We start from the raw sequence: 17,563 nt of genomic DNA on the forward strand, positions 1-17,563 counted from the left end.
GGGCGCTGTGGCGCGATGTCGGCGGCAGGGCCGTCGGGGGCGCCCCCGTGGCCGGGGTGACGGTGGACAGGGCCGCCGGGGTGCGCCGGGCGTCCGGGGCGTGGGAGAAGCCGTCGGGCGTTCCCCGGGGCGCGGTCGCCCCTCCGTGCCCGCCGGAGGCTGCGGTACACCGGGACGGTGCGCCCGCCCATGGCCTCGCACCGCGCCGATCGGCGATCGCCGACGGGCCCCGCACCTGCCCGACCGGCGCGGATCGCTCCACCGCCGGCGAGCGGCGAGGCGACGGGGACGCGCAGGTGATCCCGCGCGGCCCCGCACACCGGGACCGCGGGGCTCGGCCCGCGCGGTAACCCGACGGGGCATCAGCCCCCCCCTTGAGCGAGGGTCGCCGGCCCTGACACCGGCGGCCCTCAACCCTCTTTCAGCGCGCCCGCGTTACCCCTACCGCGACCGCTTCACACCCACCTCTCACGCACCCCGCGTTCGCCATTCCGAACCGAACACAACGCTTCGAACAGACTTCGTCCAACCCCTTGCCGAAGCCTTAGCCGAAGGTTAGCGTCCGGCTCCGCAACGCCATTCGAGCCATCCGGCGCCGAACCCGCCGAGCCGCAGCCGTACTCGAGACAAGGACGTCACCATGTCGGCAATGAGCAACAGCAACTGGTCCCGCAGGTCCCTCTTCCGGGCCGCCGCCGGCATGGCCGCCGCCGGCTCGCTCGCCGCGTGCGGGGGAAACAACGGGCGCGGTGGCGGGGCCGGTTCGGGCGTCGCCCTGACGCAGTACTTCCACGCGTACGGCGAGGCGGGCACCGAACAGGCCATCAGGAAGTACGCGAAGGCCTACGACAAGGCCGCCGTGAGCACGCAGTGGATCACCAGCGCCGACTTCGAGAGCAAGCTGTTCGCCACGCTGCTCACCAAGAACGCGCCCGACCTCTTCGAGTTCCACCCGCAGATCCAGATGGTCAAGAGCGGCCAGGTGGCGGACCTGACGGACATCATCGAGCCGGTCAGGAACGACTTCAATCCGGCCGACATCACGTCGCACACGGTCGACGGGAAGATCTACGGCGTCCGCATGATCGACGACCCGCAGTTCTTCTTCTACCGCAAGTCGATGCTGGAGAAGGCCAAGGTCGAGGTGCCGACCACGCTCGACGAACTGGCGGAGGCCGCCGCCAAGCTCACCACCGGCAAGGTCAAGGGCCTGTACATGGGCGACGACCTGCACAGCGTCATCAACCCGATGATCTGGTCCGCGGGCGCGGACACCCTCGACGCGAAGAACCAGATCGCGTACCACACCCCCGCCGTCATCGAGGGCATCAAGAAGATGCGCAAGCTGTTCACCAGCGGCCATCTGCTGCTCGGGGCGCCGACCGCCTCCTGGGACCCCTCCTCGCTCAACCAGGGCCTGTGCGCCATCCAGTTCTGCGGTATGTGGGCGATGCCGTCCATCCAGAAGGCACTCGGCGACGACTGGGGCGTCTTCCCCTTCCCGAAGACCGTCGACTCGGGCAAGCCGTCGGTCTACAACGGCGGTTGGTCGATGTTCGTGAACGCCAAGGGCAAGAACGTCGAGGCGGCCAAGGCGTACGTCAAGTGGCTGTGGATCGACCAGAAGAAGTACCAGGAGGAGTGGGCCACCTCCTTCGGCTTCCACATCCCGCCGCGCACCTCGATCGCGCAGACGGCCACCAAGCTCAAGTCGGGCAACGCCGCCGAAGGAGTCCGGCTCTTCAACGAGTTCGGGCACTTCGACAACATCGGCTGGACCCAGGCCATGATCACCTCGCTCGAGGACGTCTTCGCCAACGCCGTCCGCAAGGACATGGACCCGGAGGCCGCGCTCGACAAGGCCGACACGGCCGTCGAGCGCGAACTGAAGAAGCTGTTCGGATAGGCCGCGGGACGGATCACGACATGTCGACGACCAGCACGCGCGGCCTCGCGCGCCCCGCCCCGGCGAAGGCCGCACCGGCCAGGCCGCGGCGGGGACTGCGGGGCAGCCCCACGTTCAACTTCTGGCTCTTCTGCGGGCCCTTCCTCGTCGGTCTGGCGATCTTCGTCTACGCGCCGATCCTGTGGAGTCTGTGGCTGAGCTTCTTCGAGGCCCGCTTCACCGTCACCCCCGACAAGTTCGTCGGCTTCGAGAACTACACCTACATGCTGACGAACGACGACTTCGTCGGCTCGCTCGGCACCTTCACCGCCTTCGCCGCGTTCATCGTGCCCACCACCTGGGCCCTCTCCCTGGGCCTGGCCCTGCTGGTGAACCGGCTGCGCTTCATGCGGGCGTTCTTCCGCTCGGTCTTCTTCCTGCCGACCGCGTGCAGTTACGTGGCCGCCTCGCTGATCTGGAAGATGTCCATCTTCAGCGGGGTCCGCTTCGGCCTGATGAACACGGTCCTCGGCTGGTTCGGGATCGAGAACATCGCCTGGCTCGTCGACCCCGACCCGCCGTGGTACTGGCTCGTCATCGTCACGGCACGGCTGTGGCTCCAGTCCGGCTTCTACATGATCCTCTTCCTGGCCGCGCTCCAGAACATCCCGGGTGAGCTGTACGAGGCCGCCGCCATCGACGGCGCCAAGCCCGGCTGGCAGACGTTCCGCCACATCACCCTGCCCCAGCTGCGCGCCACGTCCACCGCGGTGATCCTGCTGCTGCTGATCGCCGCGTACCAGGCCTTCGACGAGTTCTACAACCTCCTGTCGAAGACCACATGGGGCCGCCCGCCCCTCGTCGAGCTGTACTACAAGGCCCTGGGCGAGAGCCAGGACTACGGCGCCGGCAGCGCGGGCGCGGTCATCCTGACCGTGCTGATCTGCGCCGTGACCCTGCTCCAGGGCAAGTTCCTGGGCTTCGGCAGGGGGGAGGAGGCGAAGTGACCACCACGACGCCCGAGGTGCGCGAACCGGCGAAGCCCGCGGAGCGGGCCCGCCGCGACCGGCGCGGCGGTGGCGTGATGAGCTCCACCGGGCTCTACGTCGCCACCGGGATCGCCGGCTTCTTCTTCCTGGTCCCCTTCTACCTGCTGGTCCGCAACGCCCTGTCCACGGACACCGACATCACCGGTGAGAACTGGAAGTTCTTCCCCACGGACATCCAGTGGGGCAACATCGGTGAACTGTTCACCGACGAGACGGTGCCCTTCGCCCGCTCCCTGTGGAACTCGGCGGTCGTGGCCACCCTCCACACCGCCGGTGTCCTGCTGGTGTGCTCCCTCGCGGGCTACGCGCTCGCCCGCATCCCGTACAAGCACGCCAACAAGGTCTTCTACGCCGTCCTGGGCACCCTCATGGTCCCCACGGCGGTCACCTTCGTGCCGAGCTTCGTGCTGGTCTCCTCGCTCGGCTGGGTGGACACCTACCGGGGTCTGATCATCCCGGGCCTGTTCAGCGGTTTCACCTGCTTCCTGTTCCGGCAGTACTTCCTGGGATTCCCGCGGGAGCTGGAGGAGGCGGCGCGGGTGGACGGACTCGGCTACTGGGGTGCGTACTGGCGCATCGTGGTGCCCAACTCGCTGAACTTCTTCGCGGCGATGGCGACCATCACCTTCATCAACGGCTGGAACTCGTTCCTGTGGCCGCTGGTCATCGGCCAGGACCCGGGTTCGTGGACCGTCCAGGTCGCGCTCTCCAACTACATGACCAACCAGACGGTGATCTTCCATCTGATCTTCATGGCCACGGCCATGTCCATCCTGCCCCTGGTGTTCGTCTTCCTCTTCCTCCAGCGCTGGCTGGTGCAGGGGATCGCGCAGACCGGCATCAAGGGCTGACACGCTCCCCTTCGAGACCTGGAGACAGATGTCTTTCCGCACCACCACCGACGTCGCCTACGTGGAGGACGTCTCCCCGGGCAGCGGGGCGCTCGCGCCCCGCGCCTGGTACGCGTCGTCGGACGCCCGCTCCCTGTCGCTCAACGGGAGCTGGCGATTCCGGCTGTCCGCGACCGCCGACGCCGAGGACGACTCGTTCGCCGCGGAGGGCTACGACGCCGGCGGCTGGGCCGAGATCGCGGTCCCGGGCCACTGGGTCCTCCAGGGCGACGGCGCCTTCGGCTCCCCCGCCTACACCAACCACCTGTACCCCTTCCCGGTGGACCCGCCCCGGGTGCCGACGGAGAACCCGACCGGCGACCACCTGAGGGTCTTCGACCTGCCCGCGGACTGGCCCGGTCCCGCCGACGGCGGAGCCGTCCTGCGCTTCGACGGCGTCGACTCCTGCGCGCGGGTGTGGCTGAACGGCACGGACATCGGCGAGTTCAAGGGGTCCCGGATACCGCACGAGTTCGCGGTCGGCCACCTGCTCAGGCCGACGGGCAACGTCCTCGCGGTCCGGGTCCACCAGTGGTCGGCGGGCTCCTACCTGGAGGACCAGGACCAGTGGTGGCTGCCGGGCATCTTCCGTGACGTCACACTGCTGCACCGCCCGGCCGGCGGCGTCCTCGACTTCTTCGTGCACGCCTCCTACGACCACCTCACGGGCGCCGGCACCCTGCGCGTCGACTCCGACGTCGACGGGCGGGTGGTCGTGCCGGCCCTGGACATCGATGTCGAGACCGGATGCCCGGTCACGGTGCCGGTGCGGCCGTGGACGGCGGAGACCCCGGCGCTGTACGACGGCGAACTGGTGACCGAGGGCGAGCGGGTGCCGCTGCGCATCGGTTTCCGTACCGTCGAACTCGCGGACGGCCTGATCAAGGTCAACGGCCGGCCCGTCCTCTTCAAGGGCGTCAACCGGCACGAGTGGCACCCGGAGCGGGGGCGGGCCCTGGACCTGGAGACCATGCGCGCCGACGTGCTGCTGATGAAGCGGCACAACGTCAACGCGGTCCGCACCTCGCACTACCCGCCCCACCCGGCCTTCCTCGACCTGTGCGACGAGTACGGGCTGTGGGTCGTCGACGAGTGCGACCTGGAGACCCACGGGTTCGTGGAGCAGGACTGGCGCGACAACCCCGTCGACGACGACCGCTGGACTCCCGCCCTGCTGGACCGCGCCGCCCGCATGGTCGAGCGCGACAAGAACCACCCCTCGGTCGTCATCTGGTCCCTGGGCAACGAGGCGGGCACCGGGCGCGGCCTGACCGCCATGGCCGAGTGGATCCACGGCCGCGACACCTCACGCCTCGTGCACTACGAGGGCGACATCGACTGCCGTGACACGGACGTCTACTCCCGCATGTACGCCTCCCACGACGAGGTGGAGCGGATCGGGCAGGGCCTGGACGGCGGCACCCACCGGCGCCGCGCCCTGCCGTTCATCCTGTGCGAGTACGCCCACGCCATGGGCAACGGGCCCGGCGGACTGGCCGACTACCAGAAGATCTTCGAGGCGCACGAGCGTCTCCAGGGCGCCTTCGTGTGGGAGTGGATCGACCACGGCATCGAGCACCCGCGGCTGGGACTCGCCTACGGCGGCGACTTCGGCGAGGAGCTGCACGACGGGAACTTCGTCTGCGACGGTCTCGTCCTGCCCGACCGCACCCCCTCCCCCGGCCTGGCCGAGTTCAAGAAGGTGATCGAACCGGTCGCCCTGACGGCCGGTGACGACGCCACTCTCCGCGTCACCAACAAGCAGGACTTCGCCGGACTCTGCGCCCTCGCCTTCACCTGGGCGTTCCAGGTCGACGGCGAGACCGTCGGCTCGGGCGACCTGGCGGTGCCCGCCCTCGCGGCCGGCGAGTCGGCCGACGTGAAGCTGCCGCAGCCGCCCGTCCTCGCCCCGGCGGGCGCGGAGACGGCGTGGACCGTGCGGGCCGTACTGGCCGAGGACACCGCCTGGGCCGACCGGGGCCATGTGGTGGCCTGGGGCCAGGTGCCGGTGACCGCCCGGGCGTTGCCGGCGGTGACCCCGACCGCGGCACCGGTGGCCGGCGAGCGGGTCGTCACGCTGGGCCCGGCGACCTTCGACGCCCGCACCGGTGAGCTGCGCGGCATCGGCGGGGTGGACGTGACGGGGCTGCGCCTGGACGTGTGGCGGGCGCCCACCGACAACGACGACGGAGCGCCCTGGCAGTCGGACGTCCGGTACGGCGTGCTCTGGCGCGAACTGGGCCTGCACCGGATGCGGCACCGGCTGGACGCGGTCGAGGTCGGGGACGGCGCGCTGACGGTGCGCAGCCGGGTGGCGCCCGCCGCCCGCGAGGTGGGGCTGTCGACGGTGTACCGGTGGGTCTCGGACGGCGACCGTGTCCAGCTGACGGTGTCCGTCACCCCGGAGGGCGACTGGACCCTCCCGCTCCCGAGGCTGGGCATCCGCTTCGGGCTGTCCGCGGCCGACCGGGTGTCCTGGTTCGGCGGTGGCCCCGGCGAGGCGTATCCGGACAGCAGGACGGCGTCCGCGCTCGGCCGCTGGCGGTCCACGGTCGACGCCCTCCAGACGCCGTACGTCCGGCCCCAGGAGAACGGCGCCCGCGCCGACGTCCGCTGGGCGGAGCTCGGCGGCCTGCGCGTCGAGGGCGCCCCGGAGTTCTGGTTCAGCGCCCGGCGGTGGACGACCGAACAGCTGGACGCGGCCGGGCACCTGACGGACCTGGTGCCGGGAGAGACGGTGTGGGTCAACCTCGACCACGGTCAGCACGGCCTGGGTTCGCAGTCCTGCGGCCCGGGCCCCCTGCCGCGCTACTTCCTCGACGTGGCGCCCGCGCAGTTCTCGTTCGTCTTCTCCGCGGTCGATCAATCGATCGACAGTTTGATCGACATTCCGACACGGTGATGACGTCTCCCGCGGCCGGCCGGCTACCAGCCGGCCGGCCGCGCCGCACTGGAGGGTGAACGAGTGATCGGCAGCATCGAGGTGCGCGGCCTGTCCCGCACGTTCCACACCACCGTCCGCCGCCCCGGCCTCGTCGGCGGTCTGCGCTCCCTGGTCGACCCCGAGCGGGTTGCCCGGCACGCCGTCCGCGACATCACCTTCGACGTCGCCGCGGGTGAACTCCTCGCCCTCCTCGGCCCGAACGGCGCGGGCAAGTCCACGACCATCAAGATGCTCACCGGCATCCTCACGCCCACGGCCGGCGAGGCGCGTGTCGCGGGCGTGGTCCCCTACCGCGAGCGGGAGCGCAACGCCCGCAACATCGGCGCCGTGTTCGGGCAGCGCACACAGCTGTGGTGGGACCTGCCGGTGCGCGAGTCGTTCGCCGTCCTGCGCGACATCTACGAGGTGCCGAAGGCGGAACACACGGCCCGGCTGCGGGAGTTCGACACGCTGCTCGACCTGTCGTCCTTCTGGGACACCCGGGTGCGTCATCTGTCCCTCGGCCAGCGCGTGCGCTGCGACCTCGCGGCGGCGCTGCTGCACGACCCGCCCGTCGTCTTCCTCGACGAGCCGACGATCGGGATGGACGTGGTGGTGAAGGAACAGGTCCGTGAGTTCCTGCGTCACCAGGTCGAACAGCGCGGCCGTACCGTCCTGCTGACCACGCACGACATGACGGAGGTCGAGCGGCTCGCCGAGCGCGTGGTGCTGATCAACCACGGGCGGGTGGTGCTGGACGGCACCCTCGACGAGATCCGCCGCAGGTTCGGCTCCACCTGGCAGGTGCGGGCCACCCTCGCCGACCCGCGCGGCACGGTCGCGGCCCTGCCGGGGATCGCGGTGCTGCGGCACGAGGGCGGCCGGGTCGTGTTCGGCCCGGACGGGCCGGGCGCGCCCACGGTGCACCAGGCCCTGAAGGCGGTCATCGAACGGTACGAGGTCACCGACGTCGCGCTGGACGAGGCGGAGCTGGAGGACGTGATGCGGGCCGCGTACGTGCAGGCGGGCGACGCGTGAGAGTCCTCCCGGCCGCCTGGCGCGCCGCCCGGGTCACCCCGCTGGGCGAGCTGCACGCCCCGCCGCGGATGACCGCCGCCCTGCTGCGGCTCACCGTCCAGGTGGTGCTGGTGGCGTCCCTGTGGCACGGCCTGTACGCCGGTACGGGGACCACGGCCGGGCTGAGCCGCGACCAGGCGGTCACCTACGCCGTACTGGCCGTGCTGGCGTCCCGGCTGCGGGAGCTGGACCAGTACACGGGCCGCGACACCGTCATCCAGCACATGCACTTCGGCACCATCGTCTACTGGTACCTGCGCCCGCTGCCGCCCCGGCGGTACTACGCCCTGCGCGCGCTGGGCGAGCAGCTCTACGGGTTCGCGTGGGCGGCGGTGGGGTACGCCGTCTGTCTCGCCGCCGGTGTGGTGCGCCCGCCCGCGTCGGCCGCCGTGGCCGCGGTGTTCGCGCTGAGTCTGCTGCTCGGCCAGTGGATCCTGTACTACGTCCTGCTCGCCATCGACCAGCTGTGTTTCTTCACCCTGCGCAACAACGCGGCGATGCTCATCCTGCTGTTCGCGCAGAACCTGCTGTCCGGGGTGTACGCGCCGCTGTGGTTCTTCCCCGACTGGTTCGTGACGCTCAGCGGCTTCCTGCCGTTCCAGGCCACCCTGAGCGTCCCCCTCTCGCTCTACGTCGGCCGCATCCCGCTGTCCGGCGCCGTGGCGGCGCTGTCGCTCCAGGCCGTGTGGGTCGTGGTGCTGGCCCTGTTCACCCGGCTGGTGTGGCGGCGCGCCGCCCGGCAGGTCATCTCGCAGGGAGGCTGAGGACCCTGAGGACCGTACGTCTCGCGTGGCGCATCACGCGGCTGAACTTCCGCGCCCAGCTGGAGTACCGCTCCGAGTTCCTGATGATGGTCGCGATCGGCGCCGTCTGGCAGGTGTCGGTGATCGTGTTCGCGACGGTGCTGCTGACCCGCTTCACGGGGATGGGCGGCTGGGACAGCTCGGACGTGCTGCTGATCCCGGCGACCCGGATGCTCGCCCACGGCCTGTTCGTCCTCTTCCTCGGGCGCATGCACGGGATCGGCTACTTCATCCAGGAGGGCAGGATCGACACGTGTCTGGTGCGGCCCATGCCGGTCCATCTCCAGGTGCAGCTGAGGGCGTTCCCCACCAACGCCCTCGGTGATCTGACCGTCGCGGTGGGGCTGATGGCCGGGGCCCTCGGTCGCAGCGGGCTCGACTGGACGGCGGGCCGCGTCTCGTACCTGGTCGTGGCCGTGCTCGGCGGCATGCTGCTGGAGGCCGCCCTGTTCACGGTGGTCGCCTCGGCCGCCCTGCGCTTCCCGGCCGCCGACTACTGGGGCAGCTGGCTGGAGGAGCTGCTCGGCACGTTCGGCAGCTACCCGCTCAACGTGCTGCCCAAGGCGGTGGGCGGCTTCCTCACCTACGGCCTCCCGCTCGCGTTCGTCGCGTACTTCCCGGCAGCCGTGCTGACCGGCCACGGCGAGGGCACCGGCGTCCCCTACTGGCTGGCGGCGGCCTCTCCCCTGCTGGGCCTGCTCGCCTATGTCGGCTCCCGGCTGCTGTGGCGGTGGAGCCTGCGGCACTACACCGGGGTGAACGGCTGACGCCCCGGCGGAGCGCCTAGGATCGGGCGACGTACCCGCAGGTCCGAGCGCAGCACACCCCAGGGCGGTCCCCATGCCACGAGTCGGTCTCACCACCGGCCGCCTCGTCGAGGCCGCGGCGGAACTGGCCGACGAGGCCGGGTTCGAGAACGTCAGCGTCTCGGCCCTGGCCCGGCGGTTCGGGGTCAAGGACGCGAGCCTGTACTCGCACGTCAAGAACCTGCGGGAACTGCGGACGAGGCTCGCGCTGCTGGTCGGCGGCGAGATGATCGACCGGATCGCGGCGGCCGTCGTCGGGCTGGCCGGCAAGGAGGCGCTGGTCGCGTTCGCGGGGGCGTACCGGGAGTACGCGCTGGGCCACCCGGGCCGGTACGCGGCCATGCAGGTGCGCATCGACCCGGACCTCGACCGGGAGCTGACCGCGGACTCGCCCACCCTGCGCCGCACGGCCGAGATCACCTACGGGATGCTCCGCGGCTACGGTCTCGACGAACCCGACCTCACCGACGCCGTGCGCCTGCTGCGCAGCACCTTCCACGGGTACTGCACCCTGGAGGCCGGCGGTGGCTTCGGCGCGCCCCGGGACGTGCAGCGGTCGTGGGACAAGGCGGTCGACGCCCTGCACACGGCCCTGACGCACTGGCCGCGGGAGCCCGCCGCGGACGGCACCGCGGGCGGCACCGCGGACGGCCCGGGCTGACGCCGACGGCCCGGGTCGCCGGCCCGGCCCGCTACGCCGCGTGCCGCCGTTCTACGGCAGGCCGCCCACCGGCGCCACCGACCACACCGGCGTCGCGGTCGACCCGGCGGCGGCCCCCTCCGCGGCCGTGAAGCGGAAGCGGACGGGCGCACCCGCCGGCCAGCGCACGCCGAGTTCGTACGCGTCGTGGGCGTCGCCGGTACCGGTACCGCGCACCTGGACGGACACCGACTCCGGGAGGGGCCGCGGGTCGGGCTCGGCGGTGAGGCGGGCCAGCGCGACGAAGAGGGTCGCGGGCCCCTGGGCCACCGCACCCGTCAGCGGGGCCGGGCCCGACAGCCCGTGCACGGCGACCAGTTCGGCCCGCTCGTCCCCGCCCTCGGCCGCGGCCCAGCCCGTGACCCGCACGTCCGTACCCGGTGGTGCGCCCGCCACGAGGTGGGCGCGCACCTCCACCGCGCCGTGCGCCACCACCAGGCTGGTGACCTGCGCGCCGCCGCTCAGCGTGTACCGGGAGGCCGCCCAGCCCTCCCCCACGCCGAGCGGGACGATGCCCTCGCGGTGCGGGTCACCGCCGACCGTGACCGTGTTGTCCGGCGGCGCCCCGGCCGGCCGGGTGACCGTGGAGTAGGCGAACCGGGTGTAGTGGGGGTCGTAGCGGACGTCCTCGCTGCCGTGGTTGTGCAGACGCACCAGTCCGTCCGAACGGGTCGACTGCACCAGCCAGTTCGGGGCGCCGATCGGGGTGAGCGCGTCCTCGCGCTCGGCGGGGCCGGGCTCCTCGGCCGCCGTCCACACCTCGTGTTCCGGCGGGAGCAGCAGCCCGAGGAATCCCTTGCTCGCCCAGTAGGGGGAGGCCGGCCCCGAGTACCCCTGGAGGACCGACGCGTCGGGGCCGTGCCAGCCGAGGGTCAGCAGCCCCTGCGCGTCGACGGCGCCCCGGTCCAGGAAGTACCGCAGCGCGCCCGAGGCCAGGCGGCGGGTCTCGCCGGGGAGCAGCGGGGTGTGGCCGGTCAGGGCGCCCAGCCACAGGGGGGCGGTGGTGGCGAAGCGGTAGGTGAGGGAGCGGCCCTGGTGGAGCGGGGCGCCGTCGGCGCCGAACAGGCGGGCGTAGTCGGCGAGATGGGTGGCGAGCCGGCCGCCGTAGAGGGCGAGCAGGTCGGGGTCGTCGGCCAGCCAGGCGTGCAGGACCGGGTAGAGGTGCATGGCCCAGCCGTTGTAGTAGTCGAAGGCGCGGCCGGGGCCGTCGCTGTACCAGCCGTCGCCGACGTACCACTGCTCGATGCGTGCGAGGCCCCGGTCGATCGCCTTGCGGGAGGCCTCGGGCTCGTGGCCGACCGACTCCAGGAAGCCGCCGACCGTCACGGGGAACAGCTCCCAGTTGCAGGGCCAGGGCTCGGCGGTCAGGGCGTCGCCGAGCCATCGCGCGGCGCGCTGGCGCACACCGTCGTCGAGGCGGTCCCAGAGCAGCGGGCGGGTCAGGCGCAGCGCGAGGGCGATCGACGCGGCCTCGACGAGCGGCTGGCCGCGGTCCTCCACGCGGGGCCAGGCACCGCCGACACCGGCGGCGAGGCCGCTCGCGTACCGCTCCAGCGCCGTCTCGTCGCGGCGGAAGGCGGCCAGCAGCAGGGTGCGGGCGTACCCCTCCAGGCCGTCGGAGAGGCGGCCCGACCAGCTCTGCCGGTCGCCGGGGAGGTGGTACAGGGCGCGGTCCGCGGTGGCGTACGGCTCCACCGCGGCGAGCAGGGCGTCGGCGGCCGCTTCCCAGTGGGCGCGGGTGTATCCGGTGCGGGGGCTGCGGGCGGGGTCGGGCGGGGGCAGGCGCATCTGCTGTTCTTTCCTTCGCGGCCGGAGCGGATCCTGGGCGGGCGGATCCTCGGGGGGGGACCTGGGGGCGTCCCGGTTCCGGTCGGGGCGCCCCCAGGCGTTCATCCCACCCGCACGGTGCCCCTCGGCACCAGACGCAGGGCGGCGATCGCGTCGCGGACCAGGCCCGCGAACACGGTCGCTCCGTGCACGGAGGTGTGCGTGTTGTCGCGCTTCTCGTTGTACAGGTAGAGCGCCTTGGACCCCTCGACGCCCAGGGACTCCACCAGTTCCTTGGTCCTGGCGGTGAGATCGATCAGCGCGACGTCCTGCGCGGCGGCGACCGAGCGGATCACCGCCGGGTGGTCGACGCCGAGTCCGTTGACCAGCAGGGCCGTCGGGTTGTTCAGCGTGCCGTCGGCGCTGAACCAGCGGCGCACGACGGGAGTCACCAGGACCGGACGGCCGCCCTTCTCCCGGACTCCCGCCACCAGTGTCTCCAGATTCGCCCGGTACGTCGCCTCGTCGGTCGTCTTGTCGTTGTGCGCGAGCTGGATCAGGACGAGGTCGCCGGGGCGGATCAGCGTCCGGACGGTGGCCCAGAGCAGCGGGTTCCCCAGATACGTGACCGTACTCTCGCCGGAGTCGGCGTGGTTGGCGACCGAGACGCCCTTGCGCAGGTACTGCGGGAGTTGCTGGCCCCAGCCCGTGTAGGGCTCCGCCGACTGGTCGCAGACCGTGGAGTCACCGACGAGGAGGATCTGCCGGGCGTGCCGGGCGGGGGTGACGCGGATGTCGGCGAGCGCCGGCGCCGCGCCGCCGACGGCCAGGTCGAGTCCGGCGGTCCCGGCCGCGCCCGTCGGCTCGCCCTCGGGGGTGCGCACGTCGACGGTGAAGCTGCGGACGACGCGTCCGCCGGCGGGGGCGGTGGTCTCGGGGAGCAGGGCCCGCCGGGTCTCCCCGGTGAGGGAGGTGCTCGACGCGGTGTCGCCGCCGAGGACGACCCGGACGTCGTAGGTGCCGGACGGGACGTCGAAGTGGCAGGCGGTCGCGGTGCAGTCGCCGATGCCGAGCGGCGCGCGGCCGCCGTGCGCCCGGGCCTGGGCGGCGGGTACGGCCGTCACGGTGGCGGCCAGGGTCAGTGCCGCCAGTACGGCGGTGCTGAAACGTCTCACTTGCGGCTCCTCCGCGCGGGGACAGGGGCTGGCGGCTGGACCGTACCGCCTCTGGCAAGCGCTTTCTAGAGCTGGGACCGATTTCATAAGATTGCCAACCCCCAGCGGGTGAAAGCCCTTTCGCGAAATCGATTCAACTGCCAATCTCTCAGACACCCGCACCCCCACACCTCCCGAAGGAGGGCACCCCCATGTCCGGATCCGAGAGCACCAGGCCGGTCCGACGCCGCACCTTCGTCCTCGGCACCGCGGCCGCCGCCGGTTCGGCGGCCGTGGCCGGGCCGCTCGCCGCACCGGCCGCCGCGGCGGCCTTCGGCTGGAGCGACAACGGCTCCGACTACGTCGTCGACACCGGCGCCGCCCTGGTGTTCAAGGTCAGCAAGACCACCGGCGACCTGACCTCCCTGGTCTACCGCGGCACCGAGTACCAGGGCTACGGCGGCATGAACTCGCACATCGAGTCCGGCCTCGGCAGCTCCACGGTGACCGTCGCGCAGTCGGGCTCGACGATCCTGGTCTCGGTCACGCACGGCACGCTCAAGCACTACTACGCGGCCCGCAGCGGCGAGAACAACGTGTACCTGTGGACCGACAAGGCCGACGCGTCCGTCTCGGCGACCCGCTACATCGTGCGCGTGAAGGCGGGCCTGTTCCTCAACGACCAGCCCGACTCCTACACGTACACGACCAGCACGATCGAGGCGTCCGACGTCTTCGCCAAGTCCGACGGCCAGACCCGCTCCAAGCACTACTCCGGGCTGCGGGTCATCGACTACTCCCACATCGGCTGGACGACCGGCAGCGTCGGCCTGTGGATCGTGCGCAGCAACCACGAGAAGGCCTCCGGCGGCCCGTTCTACCGTTCCCTGCTGCGCCACCAGAGCGCCGACGGCGGCGGCCTGTACGAGATCCTCTACTACGGCCAGAACCAGACCGAGGAGCAGCGCTTCGGCCTCCAGGGCCCGTACGTCATCGCCTTCACGGACGGCGGCGCGCCCTCCTCGGCGCTGTTCCCGGGCACCCTGACCACCCCGTGGGCGGACTCCCTCGGCATCTCCGGATACGTGGCGGCGAGCGGCCGCGGGCGGGTGGCGGGCGTCGGCATCACGGGCCGCGACACGGCCCACCCGTACACCGTCGGGCTGGCGAACGCGGCCGCGCAGTACTGGGGTGCGGCCCGCGCCTCCGACGGCTGGTTCTCGATCACGGGGGTGCTCCCGGGGACGTACACGCTGACCGTCCACAAGAGCGAACTGGCCGTCTACAGCACGCAGGTGACCGTGACGGCCGGCGGGACGACCACGCTCAACTCGATCGCGATCCCGTCGTCGAACGACCCGGCCAACGCGAGCGCGATCTGGCGGATCAACGACTGGACCGGCACGCCGAGCGGTTTCAAGAACGCCGACCTGATGACGTACGCGCATCCGTCGGACGTCCGCGCCGCCGCCTGGACCGGCAACGTGGTGATCGGCAGCGGCAGCGAGACCTCGGCGTTCCCCTGCTACCTCTGGAAGGACGTCAACAGCGGCCTGCTCGTGTACTTCAGGCTCACCGCGGCCCAGGCCGCCGCCGCGCACGTCCTGCGGATCGGCGTGACGACGGCCTACGCCAACGGCCGTCCGCAGGTGGTGGTGAACGACACCTGGACCTCGGCCGTGCCCTCACCGCCCACCCAGCCGGGCACCCGGTCCCTGACCAACGGGTCCTACCGGGGCAACAACCACACGTTCACCTACAGCGTCCCCGCGAGCGCGTGGCTCACGGACACCGGTCGGTACAACGTGCTGAAGATCAACGTGGTGAGCGGTTCGGGGACGACCTCCTACCTCAGCGCGGGCACGTCGATCGACGCGATCGACCTGCTGAACTGAGGGCCGGTCAGCTGCCGCGCGTCCACTGCTGGTTGGTTCCTCCGTTGCACGTGTACGTGATCACGGCGGCGGAGTTGGCGGTGGACGCGCCGTTCACGTCGAGGCACTCGCCGCTCGTGCGGGCCTTGACGTTGACGTAGCTGCCCGACGTCGCCAGCGACCACTGCTGGCTGGTGGCCGTGGTGTTGCAGTTCTCCTGGGAGACCGTATCGGCGTTCTCCTGCACGCACAGGGAGCTGTTCCGGACGACGAGCTGGTAGTAGCCGCCGCCGACGGACCTGAACCAGTACTTCTGGTTGCCGCCGCCGTTGCAGTCGTACTGCTTGATCTGGGCGCCCGCCCACAGCGACTGGCTGGTGACGTCCGCGCACCGGCCGCTGTGCCGGGCGACGAGGGTGTTGTACGTGGCGCTCGTACCGGTGACGGTTCCCGCCGCCGTGTCCACGGTGACCTCCGGGGCCCAGGACATCGACAGCGAGGTGGCGGTGGGGAACGTCAGCGGCAGCCAGACGTAGCGCGAGTCGTTGACGGTCCCGCCGAAGGAGTTGCCCCAGCGGTCCCCGAGGTAGAGGTACGACGTCCCCGACGTCCCCTGCACGGGGAGGACGTACGCGGTCTGCGAGCCGAACGCCGTCGAGTCGCCGACGTCGGTCATGGCGGTCCAGGGACCGGCGAGCGAGGTCGAGGTGGCGTACTGCTGCTGGTTGGGGCTCCAGCCGGTCGCCCCGGAAGTCAGCATGAAGTAGACGCCGCCCCGCTTGAACAGCGCCGGGGCCTCGCGGTGGCCCCCGTGCCAGGGGTCGGCGACCAGGCTCGCGACACCGGTGTAGTCGGCCGTCAGCCGGTAGATCTGGAGGTCGTAGTTCTCCCGCGCGGCCGAGACCATGTACCCGGCGCCGTCGCTGTCCACGAAGACCGTGATGTCACGGGACATGTGCTGGCCGAGGGGGCGGAAGCTGCCCTGCCAGGCGTAGTCGCCGTCGACGGTGTCCGACACGGCGACGGCGGCGCGCGCCTCGCTGTAGTCGGTGCCGTTCTCCTTGTGCATCCACATCACGAACTTGCCGGTGGCGGCGTTGTACATGACCTTCGGGCGCTCGATGTTGGCGGCGGCCAGCTCGGGGTCGCTCGACTGGGTCAGGACGCGGTTGCGGAACTCCCAGTTCTTCAGGTCGGTGGAACGGTAGGCGTCCACGGAGCGGAAGGTGTTGTCGGCGTTGCGGTCCTCGCCGAACCAGTAGTAGTAGGAGCCGACTTTGAGGACTCCGCCGCCGTGGGCGTGCAGCGGACTGCCGGAACCGTCGGTGAACTGCGTGCCGTTGGCGACCGTCACGGACGCCGCCTGGGCGGGTCCCGCGGTCGCGAGGGCGCCGATCAGCACCAGACACAGGGCGAGCAGGGTCGTGTACGCACGTCTCATCTCACGCACGCTCCTTCACGGTGTCGGCGAGGGGGACGCCGAAGTCGGATCGGGGATGCCGTCCGGGTGCCGGCCGGGGCCCGGCACCGGGTGGGACGGTCGAGGTCGTGCGGCCGGTCGCCGGCGCTCCCCCGGGGGATCCACGCGGCTGCCTCTCGGGGAACGGGCGTTCGGATCACGAACACCATGTGGTATGGCGAACGCCGAAAAGGTAAGGGTGTGTTACGGGCAGGTCAACGGGTCGGACGGGACTTGAGGGAAAGCCCTTTCCGGAGGTTTCCGGCCCGATGGTCGTTTTCCGGGGCGCGCGGCGCCCGGGCCGCACCGGGTAGAGGTGGGTTTTCTGTTATCGGCGCGGCGCCGGCACGTCTCCCATGCGTGCGCACCTTTCTCCCCACCCCCGCGGCGGCCTCCGGCGCCCTCGCGAGCCTCGCCCTGCTCCTCGCCCTCGCCCTCGCTCCCCCGGCCGCGGCCGCCGGCACCCACGACATCACCGCCGACGTCCTCGCCGGCCGGGACGTGACGCTCCTCGGCGACAGCGTCGTCACCGTGCCCCCCGGAACGACCGCCGTGATCCGCCGGGCCGGCGCGCCGCCCTTCCTGGACCACACCGGCGACGCCCCCACGACCGGCGCCTTCGACGGACTGCGCGAGGGCGCCGAGGTCGAGACGGCCGGCACCGCCCACCGGACCGGCCACCGCATCACGTACCGGGGCGGCGACGGCAACGACGTCGTCCTCACGCCGGAGGCCGCGCACCCGTCGGCGACCCCTCAGCGGGCGGGCGACGCCTCGGACACGCCCCCGCCACGGACGCGCGGCGCGTTCGGCTGGTGGCCCTACGTCCTGGCCGCGGGCCTGCTGGGCACCCTCCTCGTCCCGTCGAGCCTGCGCGTACGCGGCCCCGCGGGGCGGGGGTCCGCGGGCCGCGGGACCGCTGACCGCAGGGCCGGTGGCCGCGGGGCGAGCGGCCGCCGGTCCGGCGGACGTCGGGGCGGTCGTCGGCACTCGGCGGCCGGGTGACGAGCGGCCGAGTGGCTCGCGTGCGGCTCGGCGGGGTGGGCTGCGGGGACCCGTCGTGCGGGGGTGGGCGTCCCGTCGGGGGCGTACGACGTGTGGCCGGGTGCGTCCCGTGATGTGGTCGGGCTGTTCAGCAAGCGGACGGGCCGCGCCCCCTCGTGCCCCCTTCGGCTA

General features: G+C 71.8%; 13 protein-coding genes. 10 read left to right on the forward strand and 3 right to left on the reverse strand.

Annotated features, from left to right (window positions below; translation table 11 throughout):
* Positions 1 to 640 precede the first annotated feature (640 nt).
* The 8 genes from Saso_RS31225 to Saso_RS31260 all read left to right on the forward strand — a co-directional run bounded on the left by Saso_RS31225 (position 641) and on the right by Saso_RS31260 (position 10,094).
* Complete coding sequence (locus Saso_RS31225) at positions 641 to 1,906, forward strand: ABC transporter substrate-binding protein (RefSeq protein ID WP_189923146.1); 1,266 nt, start codon at positions 641 to 643, stop codon at positions 1,904 to 1,906.
* Positions 1,907 to 1,926: 20 nt separating this feature from the next.
* Positions 1,927 to 2,892, forward strand: coding sequence for a carbohydrate ABC transporter permease (locus Saso_RS31230; RefSeq protein WP_189923144.1), 966 nt, complete (start codon positions 1,927 to 1,929; stop codon positions 2,890 to 2,892).
* On the forward strand, positions 2,889 to 3,785 hold the full coding sequence (locus Saso_RS31235; protein ID WP_189923142.1) for a carbohydrate ABC transporter permease: 897 nt from the start codon (positions 2,889 to 2,891) through the stop codon (positions 3,783 to 3,785). The genes Saso_RS31230 and Saso_RS31235 overlap by 4 nt, the downstream gene beginning before the upstream one ends.
* 28 nt (positions 3,786 to 3,813) lie before the next feature.
* Positions 3,814 to 6,726 (forward strand): glycoside hydrolase family 2 TIM barrel-domain containing protein, encoded by a 2,913-nt coding sequence (locus Saso_RS31240; protein WP_189923140.1) that lies wholly within the window; start codon positions 3,814 to 3,816, stop codon positions 6,724 to 6,726.
* 63 nt (positions 6,727 to 6,789) lie between these two features.
* Positions 6,790 to 7,785, forward strand: a complete 996-nt coding sequence (locus Saso_RS31245) for an ABC transporter ATP-binding protein (protein ID WP_189923139.1) — start codon at positions 6,790 to 6,792, stop codon at positions 7,783 to 7,785.
* 68 nt (positions 7,786 to 7,853) lie between these two features.
* On the forward strand, positions 7,854 to 8,588 hold the full coding sequence (locus tag Saso_RS31250; protein WP_229901337.1) for an ABC transporter permease: 735 nt from the start codon (positions 7,854 to 7,856) through the stop codon (positions 8,586 to 8,588).
* Positions 8,589 to 8,593: 5 nt separating this feature from the next.
* Entirely contained in the window at positions 8,594 to 9,394 is an 801-nt protein-coding gene (locus Saso_RS31255; protein ID WP_189923392.1) for an ABC transporter permease, read from the forward strand.
* Between the two features lie 73 nt (positions 9,395 to 9,467).
* The gene (locus Saso_RS31260) at positions 9,468 to 10,094 is read left to right on the forward strand and encodes a TetR/AcrR family transcriptional regulator (RefSeq protein WP_189923135.1); all 627 of its coding nucleotides are present in this window, start codon (positions 9,468 to 9,470) and stop codon (positions 10,092 to 10,094) included.
* Positions 10,095 to 10,145: 51 nt separating this feature from the next.
* Here the strand turns inward: Saso_RS31260 and Saso_RS31265 are convergent, their stop codons facing one another.
* Positions 10,146 to 11,921: a DUF2264 domain-containing protein gene (locus tag Saso_RS31265; protein ID WP_189923133.1), complete on the reverse strand. Its 1,776-nt coding sequence runs from the start codon at positions 11,919 to 11,921 to the stop codon at positions 10,146 to 10,148.
* 101 nt (positions 11,922 to 12,022) lie between these two features.
* Entirely contained in the window at positions 12,023 to 13,075 is a 1,053-nt protein-coding gene (locus Saso_RS31270; RefSeq protein WP_189923131.1) for a rhamnogalacturonan acetylesterase, read from the reverse strand.
* A gap of 191 nt (positions 13,076 to 13,266) precedes the next feature.
* Between Saso_RS31270 and Saso_RS31275 the strand changes: the two genes are divergently transcribed.
* Entirely contained in the window at positions 13,267 to 14,949 is a 1,683-nt protein-coding gene (locus tag Saso_RS31275; RefSeq protein WP_189923129.1) for a rhamnogalacturonan lyase B N-terminal domain-containing protein, read from the forward strand.
* 7 nt (positions 14,950 to 14,956) lie between these two features.
* Here Saso_RS31275 and Saso_RS31280 read toward each other — a convergent pair whose 3' ends face one another.
* Positions 14,957 to 16,369 carry an RICIN domain-containing protein gene (locus Saso_RS31280; RefSeq protein WP_189923127.1) on the reverse strand — a complete coding sequence of 471 codons (1,413 nt, stop codon included), beginning with the start codon at positions 16,367 to 16,369 and terminating at the stop codon, positions 14,957 to 14,959.
* Positions 16,370 to 16,747: 378 nt separating this feature from the next.
* Between Saso_RS31280 and Saso_RS31285 the strand changes: the two genes are divergently transcribed.
* Positions 16,748 to 17,392 (forward strand): hypothetical protein, encoded by a 645-nt coding sequence (locus tag Saso_RS31285; RefSeq protein WP_189923125.1) that lies wholly within the window; start codon positions 16,748 to 16,750, stop codon positions 17,390 to 17,392.
* Positions 17,393 to 17,563 lie beyond the last annotated feature (171 nt).

The organism is Streptomyces asoensis (genome assembly GCF_016860545.1).
Classification (GTDB): Bacteria; Actinomycetota; Actinomycetes; order Streptomycetales; family Streptomycetaceae; genus Streptomyces; species Streptomyces asoensis.